The organism is Polaromonas sp. UBA4122 (assembly GCA_002381615.1).
Lineage (GTDB): Bacteria > Pseudomonadota > Gammaproteobacteria > Burkholderiales > Burkholderiaceae_C > Polaromonas.
This window is the reverse complement of record DFWY01000050.1, coordinates 20,755-37,229: the sequence shown is the minus strand read 5'-3', so window position 1 is coordinate 37,229 and position 16,475 is coordinate 20,755. Positions and strand designations below refer to the sequence as shown.

Below are 16,475 nucleotides of genomic sequence, written 5' to 3'. Positions count from 1 at the left end.
TAGCGCTTGCTCAAGGCCTGAACGGAAAAAATCGGTGAAGGGGTCTCTGAAATCATGCCTGTATTGTGCTGCCGTGACCGTTCATGGTCATATCCTTGACATCACTTCAACATTAGTTGAATAATAAACATATGGAACAACAAAAAGCCGTCACCATTTTCGAATCCCTTTCTTCCGGCGTGCGCCTGGACGTGTACCGGCTGCTCGTCAAGCAAGGTCCTGAAGGTATGGTCGCGGGAGACATTGCCGCAAAGCTCGAACTGCCGCCCACCAACCTGTCATTTCACCTGAAGGCGCTCACACACGCTCAGCTGGTCAGCGTCGAACAGGAAGGCCGATACCAGCGATACCGGGCGAACATTCCCCTGATGGTGGAGGTGATTGGCTACCTCACCGCGGAGTGTTGCGCAGGCCAGCCCGAGCAGTGCATGGATAGGAGCAACTTGGTGTTTTGTGACGAGTGCATCGACTCATCTTCCTCTGTCAAGTCCGCCTGAAAGGGGCTGTTCCCTGATGACCTTTGCAAACCGCATCAACCGCCATGGAGCTTGAAGTGAACGACAAAATTAACCCAGTAATTTTCGCAAGAGACGGGAGCCTGAAGCCATGAGCGCCCAATGTGAAGTAAGCGCCAAACAGGCGGCAGGCGCACCGATGAGCGTGTTCGAGCGCTACCTGACGGTCTGGGTGCTCCTGTGTATCGTCACGGGTATTGCGCTGGGGCAGCTTCTGCCTGATCTATTCCAGGCCATTGGTCGCATGGAAGTCGCCAAGGTGAACCTGCCGGTGGGCTTGCTGATCTGGGCCATGATCATTCCGATGCTGGTCAAGGTCGACTTCGGCGCACTGCACGAGCTGCGTCAGCATGTCAAAGGCATCGGCGTAACGCTGTTCGTGAACTGGCTGGTCAAACCGTTCTCCATGGCCTTCCTGGGCTGGCTGTTCATCCGCCACCTGTTTGCACCGATGTTGCCCACCGACCAGCTCGACAGCTATATCGCCGGCCTGATCCTGCTGGCCGCTGCGCCCTGCACGGCCATGGTGTTCGTCTGGAGCCGGCTCACCGGCGGCGACCCGCTATTCACCTTGTCGCAGGTGGCGCTCAATGACGGCATCATGATTGTGGCGTTCGCGCCATTGGTGGCGTTTCTGTTGGGCATCTCGGCGATCACCGTCCCTTGGGCGACGCTCATCACATCGGTGGTGCTCTATATCGTGATTCCGGTGATTTTTGCCCAGCTCTTGCGCAAGTCGTTACTGGCCAAAGGGCCCGCTGCATTTGATGCCGCAATGGCCATGATCGGGCCCTGGTCCATCAGCGCGCTGCTGGCGACTCTCGTATTGCTGTTTGCTTTTCAGGGTGAGGCGATCCTGAAACAGCCGCTGGTGATTGCCTTGCTGGCGGTGCCGATCCTGATTCAGGTCTTTTTCAACTCGGCGCTGGCCTACTGGCTCAACCGGGCGGTGGGCGAGAAGCACAACATCGCTTGTCCTTCAGCGCTGATCGGTGCCTCCAACTTCTTCGAGCTGGCCGTCGCCGCGGCCATCAGCCTGTTCGGCTTCAACTCGGGCGCAGCGCTGGCCACAGTGGTCGGCGTGCTGATTGAAGTGCCTGTGATGCTGCTGGTGGTGCGCGTCGTCAACAACTCCAAAGCCTGGTACGAACGGACTTGATTGCCTGAAAGAATTTACCCATGACCAACATCACGATCTATCACAATCCCAAGTGCGGCACGTCCCGCAACACGCTGGCGCTGATTCGCAACACGGGTGTCGAACCCCGCGTCGTCCATTACCTGGAAACACCGCCGACTCGCGCCGAACTGGTGGCCCTGATTGCCGCCATGGGGACGCCGGTGCGCGAGGTGATGCGCAGCAAGGAAGCGAGCTACAAGGAACTGGACCTGGACAACCCGAAATGGAGCGATGACGAGCTGATCGACTTCATGCTGGCCCATCCGATCCTTATCAACCGCCCCATCGTGGTGACGCCCCTGGGCACACGCCTGTGTCGTCCATCCGAAGCGGTGCTGGACCTTCTGCCGCACCAGCAGTTGGGTGCCTTCGCCAAGGAAGATGGCGAAGCGGTGATCGATGCGGAGGGGCGGCGTGTTTGACCACAGGCACACCTATTTGGTCGACCGGTACAGCGAGCGGAAGGAAAGTGCCGAAGAACTGTCAAAGCAGGTGCACCAGAAAGCATTCTGATCGCTCTCTTTTTTGTAGCTATTTGTGCAATAAGGACGGGGGCTAGAGGGCCAAATTGCTTGAAGAAACCGCAACTGCTGCCCTTGATCCACTGCGCATGCCACGAGGTCAGAGTAGCCCCTGAGTGAAGGCTATCGGACCGGGCGGTCGAGCATCCTCGGTCGAAGGTCTACTTCAGACTGGACGTTCAATGTAGAGTTGACCGGCGCCATGGCATGGCGCTGGTTGTTGCAGAGGTCGTGGCTGATGGCCAGGTTTTCCGCATGGCTGTTGCCGCCTTCGCACCGTGGCTTGATGTGTTCCAGCGTTGCGGCTGTGGGCAGCACATGCTCGCCGCAAACCCAGCAGGGCACAACACCATGCAATTGGCGAGCCACCGTCTTGTATATCTTGTCGCGGGAGTGGGAGAGTTTGCTCATGATGGAATGTAGACTTGTCTGGGGCAGTTGGCTTGTCGCTGGATTGTTGCAGACGCCCAATCAAGCCGCGTTGATCATCTGCTTCAGACCGAGGTTGTGTGAAAACGTCTTCGGAAATGTCGATTGCAAACGCGTAGCAAAAATCGACCTCGTAGAACGACCCACAAGCGACGATCGTATGGTCGGGAATGGTTTTGGTACACCCAATTTCTTGACCCTGACGCCTATTTTCGAGTTTTCACACAGGCTGGACTGCAAACCGACATTCAATTTCGGCCGGTGAACAGCGGCAAAGTGCCCTGCGCGGTCAGTCCGTCAAGCCGAAAGCGACCTTTGCCTCTGTAAGTCTAGATGCTGCCCACAACACCGGGAGCAGCCCAACACGTTGTTAATGAATGTCCGACTACGGTAACCATTCATGGTCAGCCACAGACCGTACCGGCCCTCGGTCGATAGCTAACTTAATATTGCAACGTATGCTTGGCTGCCATCAAGAGCCCCGCGCTGCCGCTAGTGGTGGTGGTGCCGCGTGAACCACGCCTACCAACTGCGCACGCGGCCGGTGTCGACGTGGACGAACTGCTCGCGGGGGTAATAGCCCACGCCCACGCCACCGGCACGCAGCGACAAGGCGGCATCGCGCAACTCGCTAAGTGGCACACCCGGCAGACAAATGTCGATCGCCTTGCCCTCCATGTGCAGGCTACGACTTGCCACGCCACCGCCCAGCGTGTTGCGCAGCGTGGCGTTGGTGGTCGGGCAACGGTAGCCGGAAATCACCTGAAACGACTGCCCGGCACCCAGCATCTGCGTCACCCCGTGCAGCAGATCGAACAGCCGTGGATCGATCAGGCCAACGTCGCCGAGATAGTGATCCCGCAAGAAGTGGTTCAGCGTGCTTAGAGCCCCCGGCACATACTGCTCACCCATGGCATACACCAAGGCAATGCGTTCGTGCGTGTGTGTGTGGTCCAACGCCAGGCTGCGCGCATCCGGCAGGGACGCCAGCGCCGATTGCGACGCCAGTGGCAGGGTTGCGCCCACCACCGCCAAGTGGGCGGCGCGGCGCAGGAACAAACGACGGGATGGCTGGGCGGCCTGGATGGACATGGGCTGGCGCGTAATACCCTGGATTTTATCTTGCGTCGAAATCTGGCAGGCGGGAAGGGGGTAAGGCCGCCGAATGCTGACGCAGCGCCTGGTCCAGCAGCCGGTCGTGCCCATACAAGTCGGGGTAGAAAAATACCCGGCCGCCCTTGACGATCACCGTGCTGTAGGTAATCAGGACCGGCAGCGGCTGCTTCAGACTCAGCGTGCTGGACTCGCCTTTTTCCATGGCTTGGCGGATGCGATCTTGAGTCCAGGTCGGCTCGTCCTGCAGGACAAATTGCGCCAGCGCCACGGGGGCTTCAACGCGGATGCAGCCATGGCTAAAATCCCGGCGAACGCGCTGAAACAGTTGCTGCACCGGGGTGTGGTGTAGGTAGATGTTGTCATTGTTGGGAAAGACGAACTTGATGTCCCCTAGCGCATTGTTTGGCCCGGGCCGCTGGCGAATGCGCCACCCGCCGCTGAGCACGGCGTCCAGGTGCTCCTCTGACAGCATGGTCACCACCTGACCACTGGTAGTGACGAATTCAAAGCCCTGCTGCTGGAAATAGGCTGGATCGCGCCGCAGCCGGGGCACGAGTTCCTTGCGTGCGATCGACGGCGGCACGTTCCAGTAGGGGCTGAATTCGATGAAGCGCATGTCCTCGTTGAACAGCGGAGTGCGCGTGTCCAGTGCCTTGCCGACGATGACCTTCATCGTCAGCTTGACATCGATCTGCCCGTCGCGTACCTCGTAGGCGCGCAGCACAAACTCGGGCACATTGACCACGATCATGCGCGGCACCTGCAGGAAGGGCGTCCAGCGCAGCCGCTCCATTGTTAGCTCGATCTGCCGCACCCGGCTGTCCGGTGCCACATTCAACTGTTGCAGCGTCATTTGGCCCAGCACACCGTCTGGGACCAGCCCATGACGCTCCTGGAATGCTTCAAGTGCCGTTACCAGCGTTCCTTCGAGATACGACGGCGGTGATGCCCCGGCAGGCAGATCGCCCAGGGCCTCCAGCCGCTGGGCCAGTACCGGCAGGCCCGCATAGGCCTGGCCGGCGACGACTTTGTAGGCCGGCAGCGGCGGCAGGGCGGTCTGCCAGGCTGGGTGGTTTGCCAGTTCGCGGTAGCGCGCCAGTGCCCGGTGCAGGCTGGCATATATCGGCAACTGCGGAACCGCTTGCCGGACCGCCTCGGCCAAGCGATGTTCGGCCACCGCCTCGCGCAGGTATGCGGCGGTGTCGAGAGGCGCGTCGCGCTGCACCGTAAAGTTGGCATGAATCTGTCGCGGGTTCACCCGCCCCGCTTTCAGGTCCGCCAGATAGTGCTGCAGCGCGTTCGTTAGCGCGGCGTCCAGTTGTGCCTGCGGCGCGTCCGCCAGCGCGGGCCCCTCCAGCGCTCCGATCACCTCGCGGTCGAGATGAGCGGCATCATAATCGCGCGGATCCAGGCCTTCGTCGGCGGCAGACACCAAGATCTCGACCGCCTGCCTCGCCTCGGTCGTCGGGCGGCCCGCGTCGAACCACAGCGGCGCATCGGCCGCTGGCGCCCGGCCCGCCGCTACGGCCAGCACGAGCAGGAGGCAGTGAACAAACCTGGGTAGCATGATTGCCGATCAATGGAGTCCGGAAAGTGGACAGGGTAAGGGATTTCTCGGTCAGACCGTCAAGGGTCACGGAAGTATCCTAGGCGCGGCGGTATGATTTCTTTTTCCATCCTGGACGTTGGCGTTACTTCGATTTCTTGTGCCAATCAAAAGTAGTTGGTTGGAAATTGTTTCACGCGGCACTTGATCGCTGAATTGCGGCTTAATGTGACCGGCCGCTATGGCCGATAGCTCCAATTCCCCGGCCGAACCCGAATGGCCGGTTCCGCTGCAATCCAGTCGGTCAAGCGGAAAAATTTTAGACACCCCAGTCACCGTCTCCTTCAGACTGGAAGACGACGGTTGTTGGCGCCAGTTGGCTATTGACCACCCGTGCCGATTTGGTTTTGACCAGTGTTTTCAGAGGAGTACCCCCTGGTCAGTTCTGAATCGGCACAATATGCGTTGGATGGTCAAATCACGGTCGGCGGGAGCAGGCACGGCGTCCGGGGCGACTTCAGCGGCCGGGCTGCAGCACCTTGGCCACCGGATTGTGGCGCAGCCTGAAAGCGTCGGGCATGCCGGAGCCCAGCAGCGGACGCAGGTACATCCTGAAGGCATCGGTCACATCGGTGCCGTTTGACGCAATGAATTCGTCTTCCATCACCCGCGTCTTGCCGGCTACGGCGTCGAGCGGCAGCAGCTCGTAGTCCACCGAATAAAAGCCGGTGCGCTTGATGGCGACCGAACCATCGCGAGCGCCCCACATCGCAAACTGCACGGCCTTCTCGCCCACCTCGCGCGCTTCGCGCTGGTCCACGTCAGACACGCAGCCGATGAACGAGCGTTGCAAATAGCCAAAGGTGTCGCCGCGCACCCGTTTGATCTTGAGTTTGGACTTGATCTCTTCGCACAACAGATCGGCCAGCGCGCCGTTGCCCGAAAGCTGCACGTTGCCGTGGGCATCGTGCTCCAGGTCCTTGGCCAGCAGGCTGGCAATGGGCGCGCCGGTCGAATCGTGAATGCCCTCAGAGACCGCAATCACGCAGCGACCATAGCGCTCGTACGTGCTTTTGACGTCAGCCAGAAATTTTTCCAGCACAAAGGTGCGCTCCGGCAGGTAGATCAGGTGCGGCCCGTCATCGGGAAACTTCTTGCCCAGGGCGGACGCCGCCGTCAAAAAACCGGCATGGCGGCCCATCACCACACCCACATAAACACCGGGCAGGGCCGCGTTGTCCAGGTTGGCCCCGGCGAACGCTTGCGCCACAAAACGCGCGGCCGACGGAAAACCCGGCGTGTGGTCGTTGCCAACCAGGTCGTTGTCTATCGTCTTCGGGATGTGAATGCAGCGCAGCGGGTAGCCGGCTTTTTGCGCCTCCAGGCTCACGATGCGCACCGTGTCGGATGAATCGTTGCCGCCGATATAGAAGAAGTGTTCGATCTGGTGCGCCTGCAACACCTTGAAGATCTCCTGGCAATAACGTACGTCCGGCTTGTCGCGCGTGGAGCCCAGGGCAGACGATGGCGTGTTGGCCACCAGCTCCAGGTTGTGGCTGGTCTCTTGCGTGAGGTCTACAAAATCTTCATCCACGATGCCACGTACCCCATGGCGCGCGCCGTAAATGTGCTCCACCTGGCCAAAGCGTCGCGCCTCCAGCGCCACGCCCACCAGCGACTGATTGATCACCGCTGTCGGGCCGCCACCCTGGGCGACAAGTATTTTTCCGGATGTCATGGTGCCTCCTGCAGACTCACCTCAAAGGAGGCAAGCGTCCCCTCAGGGGGCAGCGAACGAATATGAGCGTGAGGTTTCATAGTTTCTCCTTGGAAATTAGCCGACTGAGATAGTCAAGCGTCGAATTCTGGCGTGTCGTGATGTAGAAGCACTCGATGTAATAGAACACATCCTTACGGGCTAGGCAATGTCGACTGTCCGCTTTTGCTCTGCAGACGCCGAACAAGGAAGCATAAAACGTCTACTCGGTATCGGGCTGCTTGAAACTGAATGCGGACGTTCGCGGCCGCGCGCAGTGAGGCATTCGGTGCCAGCACACCCAAGTAGCGATGCCTGTGGTGCGGCTCTGGCATCAGAGACAGGTTACTTTGTCCGATACCCCAACTGCTGCGCCACAAAGCTATCAAACGCCCTCAGCAAGGGCTGAAACGGGTCGATTCTGCCTTCCAGTTGCATCAGCGCCGCGCAAGTCGCCTCCAGCGTGGAAAGCTGATCGGGGCTATGCGCTTTGCGGATCAGGTAGTGCGAAGCAGGCATGTCACGCAGCGACAGGCGCGGTAGTTGTTGCAGCAGCGGGTTGAGGTAAAGCATCTTGCGGCTCTTGCGCCAGGTGCCATCCAGCACGATCAGGCGAAATTGCGAGGGATCACGCAACAAGGCGCCCGCCAGAACAGGCGGCGTCGGCAGGTCCAGCGCCTTGTCTTGCGGCGTATCCGGATACAGCAGAATTGCGTGCTTCGGGCTGTGCGCCGCGGCCTGAGGCTGGAGTGGCGCAGTCAGCAAGGTCTGCAGCTCCTGCTCGGCAAACACTTCGCCCGTCACCATCCGGCTGTGCGGCAGACTCAAGCACAACAGTCGCGCGCTACCTTTGGCGTTAGCCACCTCCAGCGGATGCTGCAAAATCACCACCTCGACCTCGTGGGCCGTCGGCGTAATCCACTGGCAGATACAAGTGCTTTGCGGGCGCATGCAGATCGCGCAGCTTAGGCGTTTGGTATTGCATGCGGGTGCGGTGCCTGAATGGAATGAACTCAATAGCCCGAGCATGGAATGCACACGGGTTTCCCGTCCTTCATTCTCAGGTAACGATCAAATACGTATTCGCCGCAGGTGCCGCACTTGGTCTTGTTGAACGAGCCCTTCACGGGCTTGAATTGGAAGTCAGGTTTTGGTTCCACGGAAAACAGCGTTTCGTCAGTTTGTTCATAGACCCAGCGAATGATTTCTTCGCTCACTGGCGCAGGAATCTGGGATGGCTCGATTCCTTTCTTTCGCATTGCGATGAACTCGAACTTGCCCATCCCATCGACTGCATCCGGTTTGAGCGAAAAACGGATGCCTCCCTTTTGCGGGTGATAGAAGGTTGCCGCAAGTTTGCCGTAGAAGGTCTTGGAGATAAGAAGCTTGCCAAAGGTGGCCCCGGTGGCTGCCTGGATGCCATCCATCATGCACGTCTGCGGATGTCCCTCGCCCAGTTCCGCAATCACGAAAAACCCGTGGTCTTTTTCCCTTTCGACCCCCAGTTTTTCAAGGGCAAGGCGACCCATCCGATAGCCGATCGGCATGAACGGACATTGATGGCCATGGAATTCAAAGGCCCAGGCAGGGGCGATATGTTGCGCTGTCATTTGGTTCTCCTTGTTAAGAAAGCACTACTTGAAAACGTCAAAAAACATCTTCGCCGCCACCAGCCACAGCACGACGCCAATGATCTTCTTGAGCTGGTTGCTGGAGAGTTTTTCTTTCATCAATTGCGATCCGGCAAGCGATCCCCCCGCAGCCATGAGCGCCATGATTCCCAAAAAAGTCATGTCCATTTTCCCGAACGTGGCGTGACCGAGAAACCCCGAGAGCGAAGAAAAAACCACTGCCACGGCACTGGTGGCCGACGCTCGTTTGGCATCGAGCCCAAGCCAGTTGAGTGCCGGAACAATGATGTTGCCCCCTCCCACCCCGAGCAGGCCACCGATAAAACCTGCCGTGCCGCCGACACCCGCGCCGACCAGCCAGACCTTTTCCGAGCTGGCATTTTGAGCACGTGCCTGTGATTGATAAAAGAGCATCATTCCACCGGCAAATGCCAAAAACACGGCGAAGAGAATGAGCAACGTCGTCTTGTTGACGTGGGGTGTAAGGCGAGCGCCAATGGGTGCAAACACGACGGCTATGGCGGCAACCGGCAATGCAACGCGCCAGTCGATAAGCCGGCCACGCCAATAATTGATCGTAGCAAACGAGAGGCTAATGGCGTTGAGGAGCAGTGCAACCGGCGCCGCTTCAGAGAGCGGTATACCCAGATAGTAGAAAAATGGCACGAACAGGAACGCCGCCCCTAAACCAGCCATCGCCATCAGCCCGGAAAAAATAAACACCACAGGCGCGGCGATCAGGTAGAAAGTGAGCGACATGATGTATCAGCTCCTATACATTGGCTGCCATTGCAGCGGCACCTCAAATTTTTTGTCCATCGCCAAGCCCCGCCAGCTCGGCTTCCACGATGCTGCGAGGTGAACTGCGTATCAGATACCCAAAATGGTTGAGCCTATTTGAGGGAAATCAACTAATTCGTTGGCCAAATCCCCTTTGGAGTCTTCCGCCTCATATCCAGTCGCGCCAAACTTGAGCCAAGATTCAGCGGGCATCAACAAACCGCAATAGGCGCAAAGCATTGAGAACCACCAAAACGGTAGCCCCTTCGTGAATCAGCACGGCAATGCCCATGCTTGCCCAGCCGAATAGTGTTGCAGGAATCAGCAGCGCCACCACCCCAAACGCAACCCAAAGATTTTGCTGGATGATGTTGTGCGAGGCGCGGCTCAAGGCAATGGCAAAGGGGAGCCGTGAAAGGTCATCGGCCATCAGTGCCACATCGGCGGTTTCCAGGGCCACATCGGTTCCGGCACCACCCATGGCGATGCCAATGGTGGCACGTGCCATGGCTGGCGCATCGTTCACACCATCACCCACCATGGCCACCTGTCCATGCAGGCGCATCAACTCATCGATCACCTTGAGTTTTTCTTCCGGCAGCAGGCCAGCACGCACGTCGCTGATCCCGACGGATGCGGCGACCGCCTTTGCAACTTGTTCGTTATCGCCCGTCAGCATGATGGTCTGGCGCACGCCGAGAGATGCAAGCCGGACGAATACCTCCCGCATGCCGGGGCGGGGCGTGTCGGCCAGCGCCAGCAGGCCCACAAAGACACCATCCGTGCGAACCAGCATGGTGGTTTTGCCCAGCGATTCCAGGCGGGCCACCTGTTGACGAACCGAATCGGGAACATCATCGCGCTCGAAAAGTCGCAAGTTTCCGATGCTGACTTTTCTGGACGACACCAGCGCATGCATTCCCTTACCCGTGATGGCCTGCACATCGCTGGCAGGGGGCCAGTCCAGCTTGCGCGCGCGTGCCGCCTGCACGACAGCCTGCGCCAGCGGGTGCCCACTGCGACTCTCAACACTGGCAGCGGTTGCCAACAGGCTTGCTTCATCCCCCTCCAGTACGATCACATCCGTGACGCTGGGTTTGCCAGTGGTGATGGTGCCGGTCTTGTCAAACGCGATAGACGAAAGCGTCCGCAAATTTTCCAGATGCACGCCACCCTTGATGAGCACGCCGCCCCGCGCGGCACGGGCAACCCCGGCCAACACGGCAGAGGGCGTGGCAATGGCCAGCGCGCAGGGGGAGGCGGCAACAAGGACCGCCATGGCCCGGTAGAACGATTCGGAAAACGGCATGCCCAAGAGCAACGGGACCACAATGAGCGCGACAACGCCCACGAGTACAAGGGGAACAAATATCTTCTCAAAACGCGTCACGAAGCGTTGTGTCGGCGACTTCTCGGTCTGTGCCTCTGCCACCAGTTGCACCATGCGGGCAAGTGAACTGTCTTTTGACAGTTTGGACACTTCCACGGTGAGCAGCCCCTCACCGTTCACCGTTCCCGCAAAAACCGCGGCCCCCACCGTCTTGTCAACCGGCATGGATTCCCCGGTAATCGCGGCCTGATCAACCGCTGACGAGCCTTCGAGTACCTTGCCATCTGCCGGAATGCGCTGCCCAGGGCGCACCAGGACCGTGTCCCCGCGCAGCAGAGCTTCCACCGCAAGCTCTACCTCAACGCCGTTTCGCAAGACAAGTGCAGTTTTTGGCGCCAGGTCAGCCAAAGCCTCGATGGCATGGCGGGCTCGGTCCATGGCAAGGTGCTCCAGAGCGTGACCGAGGCTGAACAGGACGAGAAGAAGAGCGCCTTCGGCCCACTTCCCCAACGCCGCTGCGCCCATCGCGGCCACGATCATCAACACGTCGATGTCAAGCTGGCGTTCGCGGATGCTCTGCCAGGCATCACGCATCGCGTAATAGCCGCCGACCAGAAGCGAGGCGCCCAGCAGCCCCAGGGATGCGAAATGGGCATTGTCACGCAACCCAACCAGCCATCCAGACAGCAGCAGTGCGCCTGCGACTGCGCTCACAATCAACTCGCGATACTCGACATACCAGGTCGCTTCGTGGTCCGCTTCGAGCACTTTGTAGCCCAGTGCCTCAAGGCGGTGCACGATGGCCTTGCGGGATACCTTCTCGGTGTCGTATTCCAGACGCATTCGCTCGGCCGCATAGCTCACTGAGGCTTCCAGCACGCCATCCAGACGATGCAAGGCATGCTCGATCACAGTGGCGCAGGTCGAGCAGTCCATGCCATCAATTCGCATCAGTTCATGTTGATAGCGTCCGGCGAGCTGGGCTCCAGACGCTTGCGCCATGCTTCGTACTTGCTGGAGGCTGAACCGTGTCGGGTCATAGTGAAGGCATAAACAAGGCTTGCCGTTCTGCTGAACAATGTGCACCTTTTCCAGTCCTGCCGCCTGCAACATGACAGTCAGACGTTCGATGCAGGAATCCCGTTCGTCCGGAATGCCGGGGAGTACGAGCGCCAATTGGAGGGAAAGTTTTTCAGTCATGGACGTTCATTGCAGATGAGGTGGGTCTATTTGGCGTCAATGTCCTATTTGCAAGCACTTCGCAAGTACATACTGACCGTGGTTCGACGTCGGCTCAAGGACCATAGAGACGTCCTCGCCTTGGTAGAAGGCGACCCCCAGCTGGATTGAAGTTCGCGGGGGCGTGATCGCGATCCTGGCCTGCACTTATTGTTTCCTTCTGACGGACCCACGAGGGCTCCACTCAGTTGATCGACCCGTTCGGCCCAATCCGAATCTTGAAGTAACGCTTCCCGCAAGAGTGTGGCCTGCGTTGGTGTCCAGAAAGGCACATCCGGCAGCTTGACGTCAGAAGCCAGCGGCGTGTGAGTTGCCAGGAAATGTTGGATGCCCTGCGTATCACAGGGGAATTCCCAATTGCGCAAAGAGCTCGCTGAAACGATGAATCGATTTGTCCATGGCCGCACTCAGCGCATTTCCAGCGCCAGCGCAATGCCCTGACCGCCGCCAATACACAGCGTGACGATGCCGCGCTTGAGGCCATCGCGCTTCATTGAATGCATCAGCCGGGTGGCCAGCACTGCACCACTGGCGCCGATGGGGTGCCCGTGGGCAATGGCACCGCCCTCCACGTTCACCACGCCTTCGGCAAAGCCGAGTTCGCGCAGGCAGGCCAGCGTAATGGCGGCAAGGCCTCGTTGATTTCCACGCGCTGAACATCGCCCACGCTCCAGCCTGCACGCGCCAGCGCCTGGCGCACAGCAGGAACCGGCCCGAGGCCGAACAGACCCGGCTCGACCGCGCCGATGCCGTAGCTTGCCAGGCTAGCCATCGGCTGCAGGCCGTTTTTCTCGGCCCAGGCACGCTCGACCACGATCATGGCGGCCGCGGCGGAATTGAGGCCAGGCGCACTGCCGGCGGTGATGGTGCCGTCCTTGCGGAAGGCTGGTTTGAGCTTGGCGAGCGACTCGGCGGTGGTATCCGGACGGTTGTGCTCGTCTTTGGTGAACACCACCGGGCCCTTGCGGCCAGGCACCTCGAACGGCACGATCTCGGCATCGAACTTGCCGGTCGCCTGCGCCCCAGCAAAGCGCTGCTGAGAACGCAGCGCCCAGCGGTCCTGATCGTCGCGCGAGATGCTGTTGCGAGTCACCAGGTCTTCGGTATGCCAGCCCGAATGCTTGCCGCTGAAAGCGTCGTTCAAGCCGTCATACAACATACTGTCAAACATGGTGACATCGCCCATACGTGCGCCCCAGCGGCCCTGTGGCAGCAGGTAGGGCGCGCGGTCCATGTTTTCCATGCCACCGCCAATGGCGCAATCGATCATGCCGGACCAGATTTCCAGGGCTGCGCTGGCAATGGCCTGCGCGCCAGACCCGCAGACGCGGTTGACGGTGAGCGCGGGCACGTCCACCGGCAGCCCGGCACCGATACCGGCCTGGCGCGCCGGATTCATCTTGACGCCGGCCTGGATGACGTTGCCCATGATTAGCGCCTGCACCTTGTCGGCGGCGAGGCCCGAGCGCTTGAGCGTCTCACGGACCACCGCCGCGCCCAAGTCGGGTGCCGGAATGTCTTTCAGGCTGCCGCCATAGGTACCGATGGCAGTGCGGACGGGGTTACAAAGCACAACTTCACGGTGGTTCATGGTCATCACTCCTTGAATTGATCAAACACTAAACGAATCGAAAAATTGGGGGTTGGGCATCGCTGACGATCTCGGTGCGATGGCCGCTCTTACTTTGTTCTGCTATTGGAAATAGGTATTTGATCTCTATCAACTTGACAGGTCAGCGTCTTGGGAGCCTGGCGGTGCTTTCTGTCGGAACGGCTGCGCTTCTTCACGCCCGAGAAGAGACTCTGAGCGCCCGCACGGCCGCGGTGGCGTGATCAGTCTACCGTGCGCTGCAGCCAAAGCTCCAGCAGCGCCAGGTGCCACAGCTTGCTGCCCTGGATGCGGGTGAAATTCTCTGGCGCTTGCGGCTGCGCCAGCAGTTTCTCGACATAGGGGCGCTGGTACAAGCCGCGTTGCAGACAGGCATCCGACATCAAAATGTTGCGCATGAATTCAAGAAACTCCCCGCTCACGTGCTTCAGCACAGGAACCGGGAAGTAGCCCTTGGGCCGGTCGATGACTGAATCCGGGATCAGGCCGCGCGCAATGGCCTTGAGCGGGAACTTGCCGCCCTCCTTGAGCTTGAGTTCCGGCGGCATGCGGGCGGCCAGCTCCACCAGCTCATGGTCCAGAAACGGCACGCGCGCCTCCAGTCCCCAGGCCATGGTCATGTTGTCGACCCGCTTGACCGGATCGTCCACCACCAGCGTGGTGGCGTCCAGACGCAGCACCTGGTCGATAAAAGTGTCTGCGCCCGGACGCGCCAGTTCATGCGCAAGCCATTCGGCAGTGACATCCGGAACGTGATAAGCGGGGCTGAGCATCTCCAGCATCTCGGCGTGATCGCGATCGACATAGTGCTCGCTGAAGCGCTGCAGTGCCGACCCTGCGGCCGCGTTCATCTGTGGGTACCAGAAGTAGCCGCCGAACACTTCGTCCGCCCCCTGGCCGTTGAGCACGACTTTGACTTGCTTGGAAACCCGCTCGCCCAGCAGGTAGAACGCCACCACGTCCTGGCTCACCATGGGCTCGGACATCTGGTCGACGGCCTCGGGCAGCCGCCGCAGGACCTCGTCATACGGAATCAGGTACTTGTGGTGTTGTGTGTTGAACTGCGCGGCCACCTGATCTGAAAACTCGAACTCGTCGGCCTTTTCGATGCCCTCGCCGAGCGTCTCGAAGCCCATCGAAAAGGTTTGGAGCTTGTCCACATGCTCGGCCAGCAATGCGACCAGCAGGCTCGAATCCAGCCCACCGGACAGCAGCACCCCCACCGGTACGTCGGCGGCCAAGCGGTGGCGCTCCACCGCGCGGAGCAACACGCTACGCGTGGCATCCAGCCACTCGGTCTCGGACAGTGCTTGCGCAGGTCGGGTGGCGTTCAGCTGCCAGTAGCGGCGCTCAGTCACCTGCCCGGTGGGGCTGACGCGCATCGACGTGGCCGCTGCCAGTTTCTTCACCCCACGCAGAATGGTGCGCGGGGCCGGCACCACGCCGTGCAGGCTGAAGTGGTGATGCAGGGCCACCGGGTCGATCTGCGTGTCCACGCCGCCGGCTGCCAGAAGTGCCTGCAGGCTGGAGGCAAAGCGCAGGCGAGTGCCATCCAGGGTGTAGTACAGAGGCTTGATGCCAAAGCGGTCACGCGCCAAAAACAGGCTGGCATCGCGCTGGTCCCACAGTGCAAAGGCGAACATGCCGAAGAAGCGCTCCACGCACGCTTCGCCCCAGGCGTGGTAGGCCTTCAGGATGACTTCGGTGTCGCTCTCGGAGAAGAAACTGTAGCCCAGCGCCACCAGCTCATCGCGCAATTCCTTGTAGTTGTAGATCGTGCCGTTGAACACCAGCACCAGCTGCAGCGCGGGGTCGACCATCGGCTGGTCGGCGCTGTGCGTCAGGTCAATGATGGCCAGGCGGCGGTGCCCGAAAGCCAGCGAGCCGTCGGCGAACTGGCCCGCGTGATCCGGCCCGCGGCGGGCGAGCCTGGCAGACATCAGCGCCACCGCAGCGCTGTCTGCCATCAAACCATCGAAACGTAATTCGCCGCAAATACCGCACATGATTTGATTGTCACCCGGTGGGGGCTACGTATCTTGACGAAAATCAACGATGACGGTGTTCGCGCGCCATTTATCCCCCAAGCCGCCGGCATCTAAGCAAATCCCGGGGGAACGGTCGGTCAGTTCGCCCGGTAATTGCGCGCAGTGCGATGGCCGCCCATGGCATTCAGGCGCTGATCCGCGATGGCCTTCTGCTCAGGCGTCAGCACCGCGTACAGGTCCTTCACCGCGGCATCGCGGGCCGTCCGGTTGGCATCGCGTAGCGCCATCATTGCATTGCGCTGAGCCGCGAAGTCGGTGCTGGTCGCCCCCGGCTGCTGGTTCTGCATCTGTGAATGCATCTGGCTGCGCATCGCCTGCATCGCCTGCATCGCTGCGGACTGCTGCTTGGCCTGGTTCTCGAAGGTCAACCAGGCAGCCTCCTGGGTGGGGGTGATCTTCAGCTCGGTTTTCAGGTCGGCCAGTCGAGTGGCGGCCATCGCCCCGACGTCGGTACCAGCCATCATCCCGCCGGCCATGCCATGGCCCATGCCCATGTTCATTCCTTGGCCCATGCCCGAGCCCATGCCCGGATTTGCATACACCACGCCAGCCGCGGCCAACGCCAATGAGGCGGCAACGCCAGCGATGATTTTGTAGGTGAGTTTCATGATAAATGTCCTGTCAGTAGTTGGTGAATTGGCTCAACGCGCCTGTCGCGTTGACCTGCTGCAGGGAAGTGCCTTGCAACGTGGTCTATTTCAGCGCCGCCATGTAAGCGGGCGATGTCAGCCCTCGGTCTTTTTGTCGCGGCATGCGACAAACCCGCGACCTGACA

The 16,475-nt window shown here is 60.2% G+C and carries 13 protein-coding genes and 3 pseudogenes; 4 read left to right on the top strand and 12 right to left on the bottom strand.

The annotated features are described in order from the left end of the window. Positions 1-131 precede the first annotated feature (131 nt). The 4 genes and pseudogenes from B3F77_RS06775 to B3F77_RS06760 form a co-directional block, all read left to right on the top strand. Positions 132-497, top strand: coding sequence for an ArsR/SmtB family transcription factor (locus tag B3F77_RS06775; RefSeq protein WP_293604221.1), 366 nt, complete (start codon positions 132-134; stop codon positions 495-497). Between the two features lie 109 nt (positions 498-606). Beyond that, positions 607-1,674 carry an ACR3 family arsenite efflux transporter gene (arsB, locus tag B3F77_RS06770; protein WP_293604220.1) on the top strand — a complete coding sequence of 356 codons (1,068 nt, stop codon included), beginning with the start codon at positions 607-609 and terminating at the stop codon, positions 1,672-1,674. Between the two features lie 20 nt (positions 1,675-1,694). Then, on the top strand, positions 1,695-2,117 hold the full coding sequence (arsC, locus tag B3F77_RS06765; RefSeq protein WP_293604219.1) for an arsenate reductase (glutaredoxin): 423 nt from the start codon (positions 1,695-1,697) through the stop codon (positions 2,115-2,117). A 13-nt stretch (positions 2,118-2,130) separates the two neighbouring features. Further along, a pseudogene (locus B3F77_RS06760) lies at positions 2,131-2,208 on the top strand (arsenical resistance protein ArsH); the annotation flags it as partial. Between the two features lie 131 nt (positions 2,209-2,339). On the opposite strand, the gene B3F77_RS06755 reads toward B3F77_RS06760, so the two are convergent. From B3F77_RS06755 to B3F77_RS06700, 12 genes and pseudogenes are all read right to left on the bottom strand, one after another. Then, positions 2,340-2,627: an HNH endonuclease signature motif containing protein gene (locus tag B3F77_RS06755; RefSeq protein WP_293604218.1), complete on the bottom strand. Its 288-nt coding sequence runs from the start codon at positions 2,625-2,627 to the stop codon at positions 2,340-2,342. 540 nt (positions 2,628-3,167) lie between these two features. After that, a complete protein-coding gene (locus B3F77_RS06750; RefSeq protein ID WP_293604217.1) occupies positions 3,168-3,737 on the bottom strand; it encodes a YcbK family protein in 570 nt (189 codons plus the stop codon). Between the two features lie 25 nt (positions 3,738-3,762). Beyond that, a complete protein-coding gene (locus B3F77_RS06745; RefSeq protein ID WP_293604216.1) occupies positions 3,763-5,328 on the bottom strand; it encodes a L,D-transpeptidase family protein in 1,566 nt (521 codons plus the stop codon). Positions 5,329-5,824: 496 nt separating this feature from the next. Next, positions 5,825-7,045 (bottom strand): 6-phosphofructokinase, encoded by a 1,221-nt coding sequence (locus tag B3F77_RS06740; RefSeq protein WP_293604215.1) that lies wholly within the window; start codon positions 7,043-7,045, stop codon positions 5,825-5,827. Positions 7,046-7,408: 363 nt separating this feature from the next. Further along, positions 7,409-8,092: a tRNA-uridine aminocarboxypropyltransferase gene (locus tag B3F77_RS06735; RefSeq protein ID WP_293604214.1), complete on the bottom strand. Its 684-nt coding sequence runs from the start codon at positions 8,090-8,092 to the stop codon at positions 7,409-7,411. Then, a complete protein-coding gene (locus tag B3F77_RS06730; protein ID WP_293604213.1) occupies positions 8,077-8,673 on the bottom strand; it encodes an FmdE family protein in 597 nt (198 codons plus the stop codon). Before B3F77_RS06730 ends, B3F77_RS06735 begins: the two co-directional genes overlap by 16 nt. A 24-nt stretch (positions 8,674-8,697) precedes the next feature. Continuing rightward, on the bottom strand, positions 8,698-9,453 hold the full coding sequence (locus B3F77_RS06725; protein ID WP_293604212.1) for a sulfite exporter TauE/SafE family protein: 756 nt from the start codon (positions 9,451-9,453) through the stop codon (positions 8,698-8,700). Between the two features lie 223 nt (positions 9,454-9,676). Then, complete coding sequence (locus B3F77_RS06720) at positions 9,677-12,004, bottom strand: heavy metal translocating P-type ATPase (protein ID WP_293604211.1); 2,328 nt, start codon at positions 12,002-12,004, stop codon at positions 9,677-9,679. A 203-nt stretch (positions 12,005-12,207) separates the two neighbouring features. Continuing rightward, positions 12,208-12,442: pseudogene (locus tag B3F77_RS06715) on the bottom strand (DUF2789 domain-containing protein); the annotation flags it as partial. A gap of 8 nt (positions 12,443-12,450) precedes the next feature. After that, positions 12,451-13,634, bottom strand: a pseudogene (locus tag B3F77_RS06710) (thiolase family protein). Between the two features lie 242 nt (positions 13,635-13,876). Next, positions 13,877-15,658, bottom strand: coding sequence for an N-acetylglutaminylglutamine amidotransferase (locus B3F77_RS06705; RefSeq protein WP_293604210.1), 1,782 nt, complete (start codon positions 15,656-15,658; stop codon positions 13,877-13,879). Between the two features lie 119 nt (positions 15,659-15,777). Further along, positions 15,778-16,308: a Spy/CpxP family protein refolding chaperone gene (locus B3F77_RS06700; protein WP_293604209.1), complete on the bottom strand. Its 531-nt coding sequence runs from the start codon at positions 16,306-16,308 to the stop codon at positions 15,778-15,780. Between the last annotated feature and the right edge of the window lie 167 nt (positions 16,309-16,475).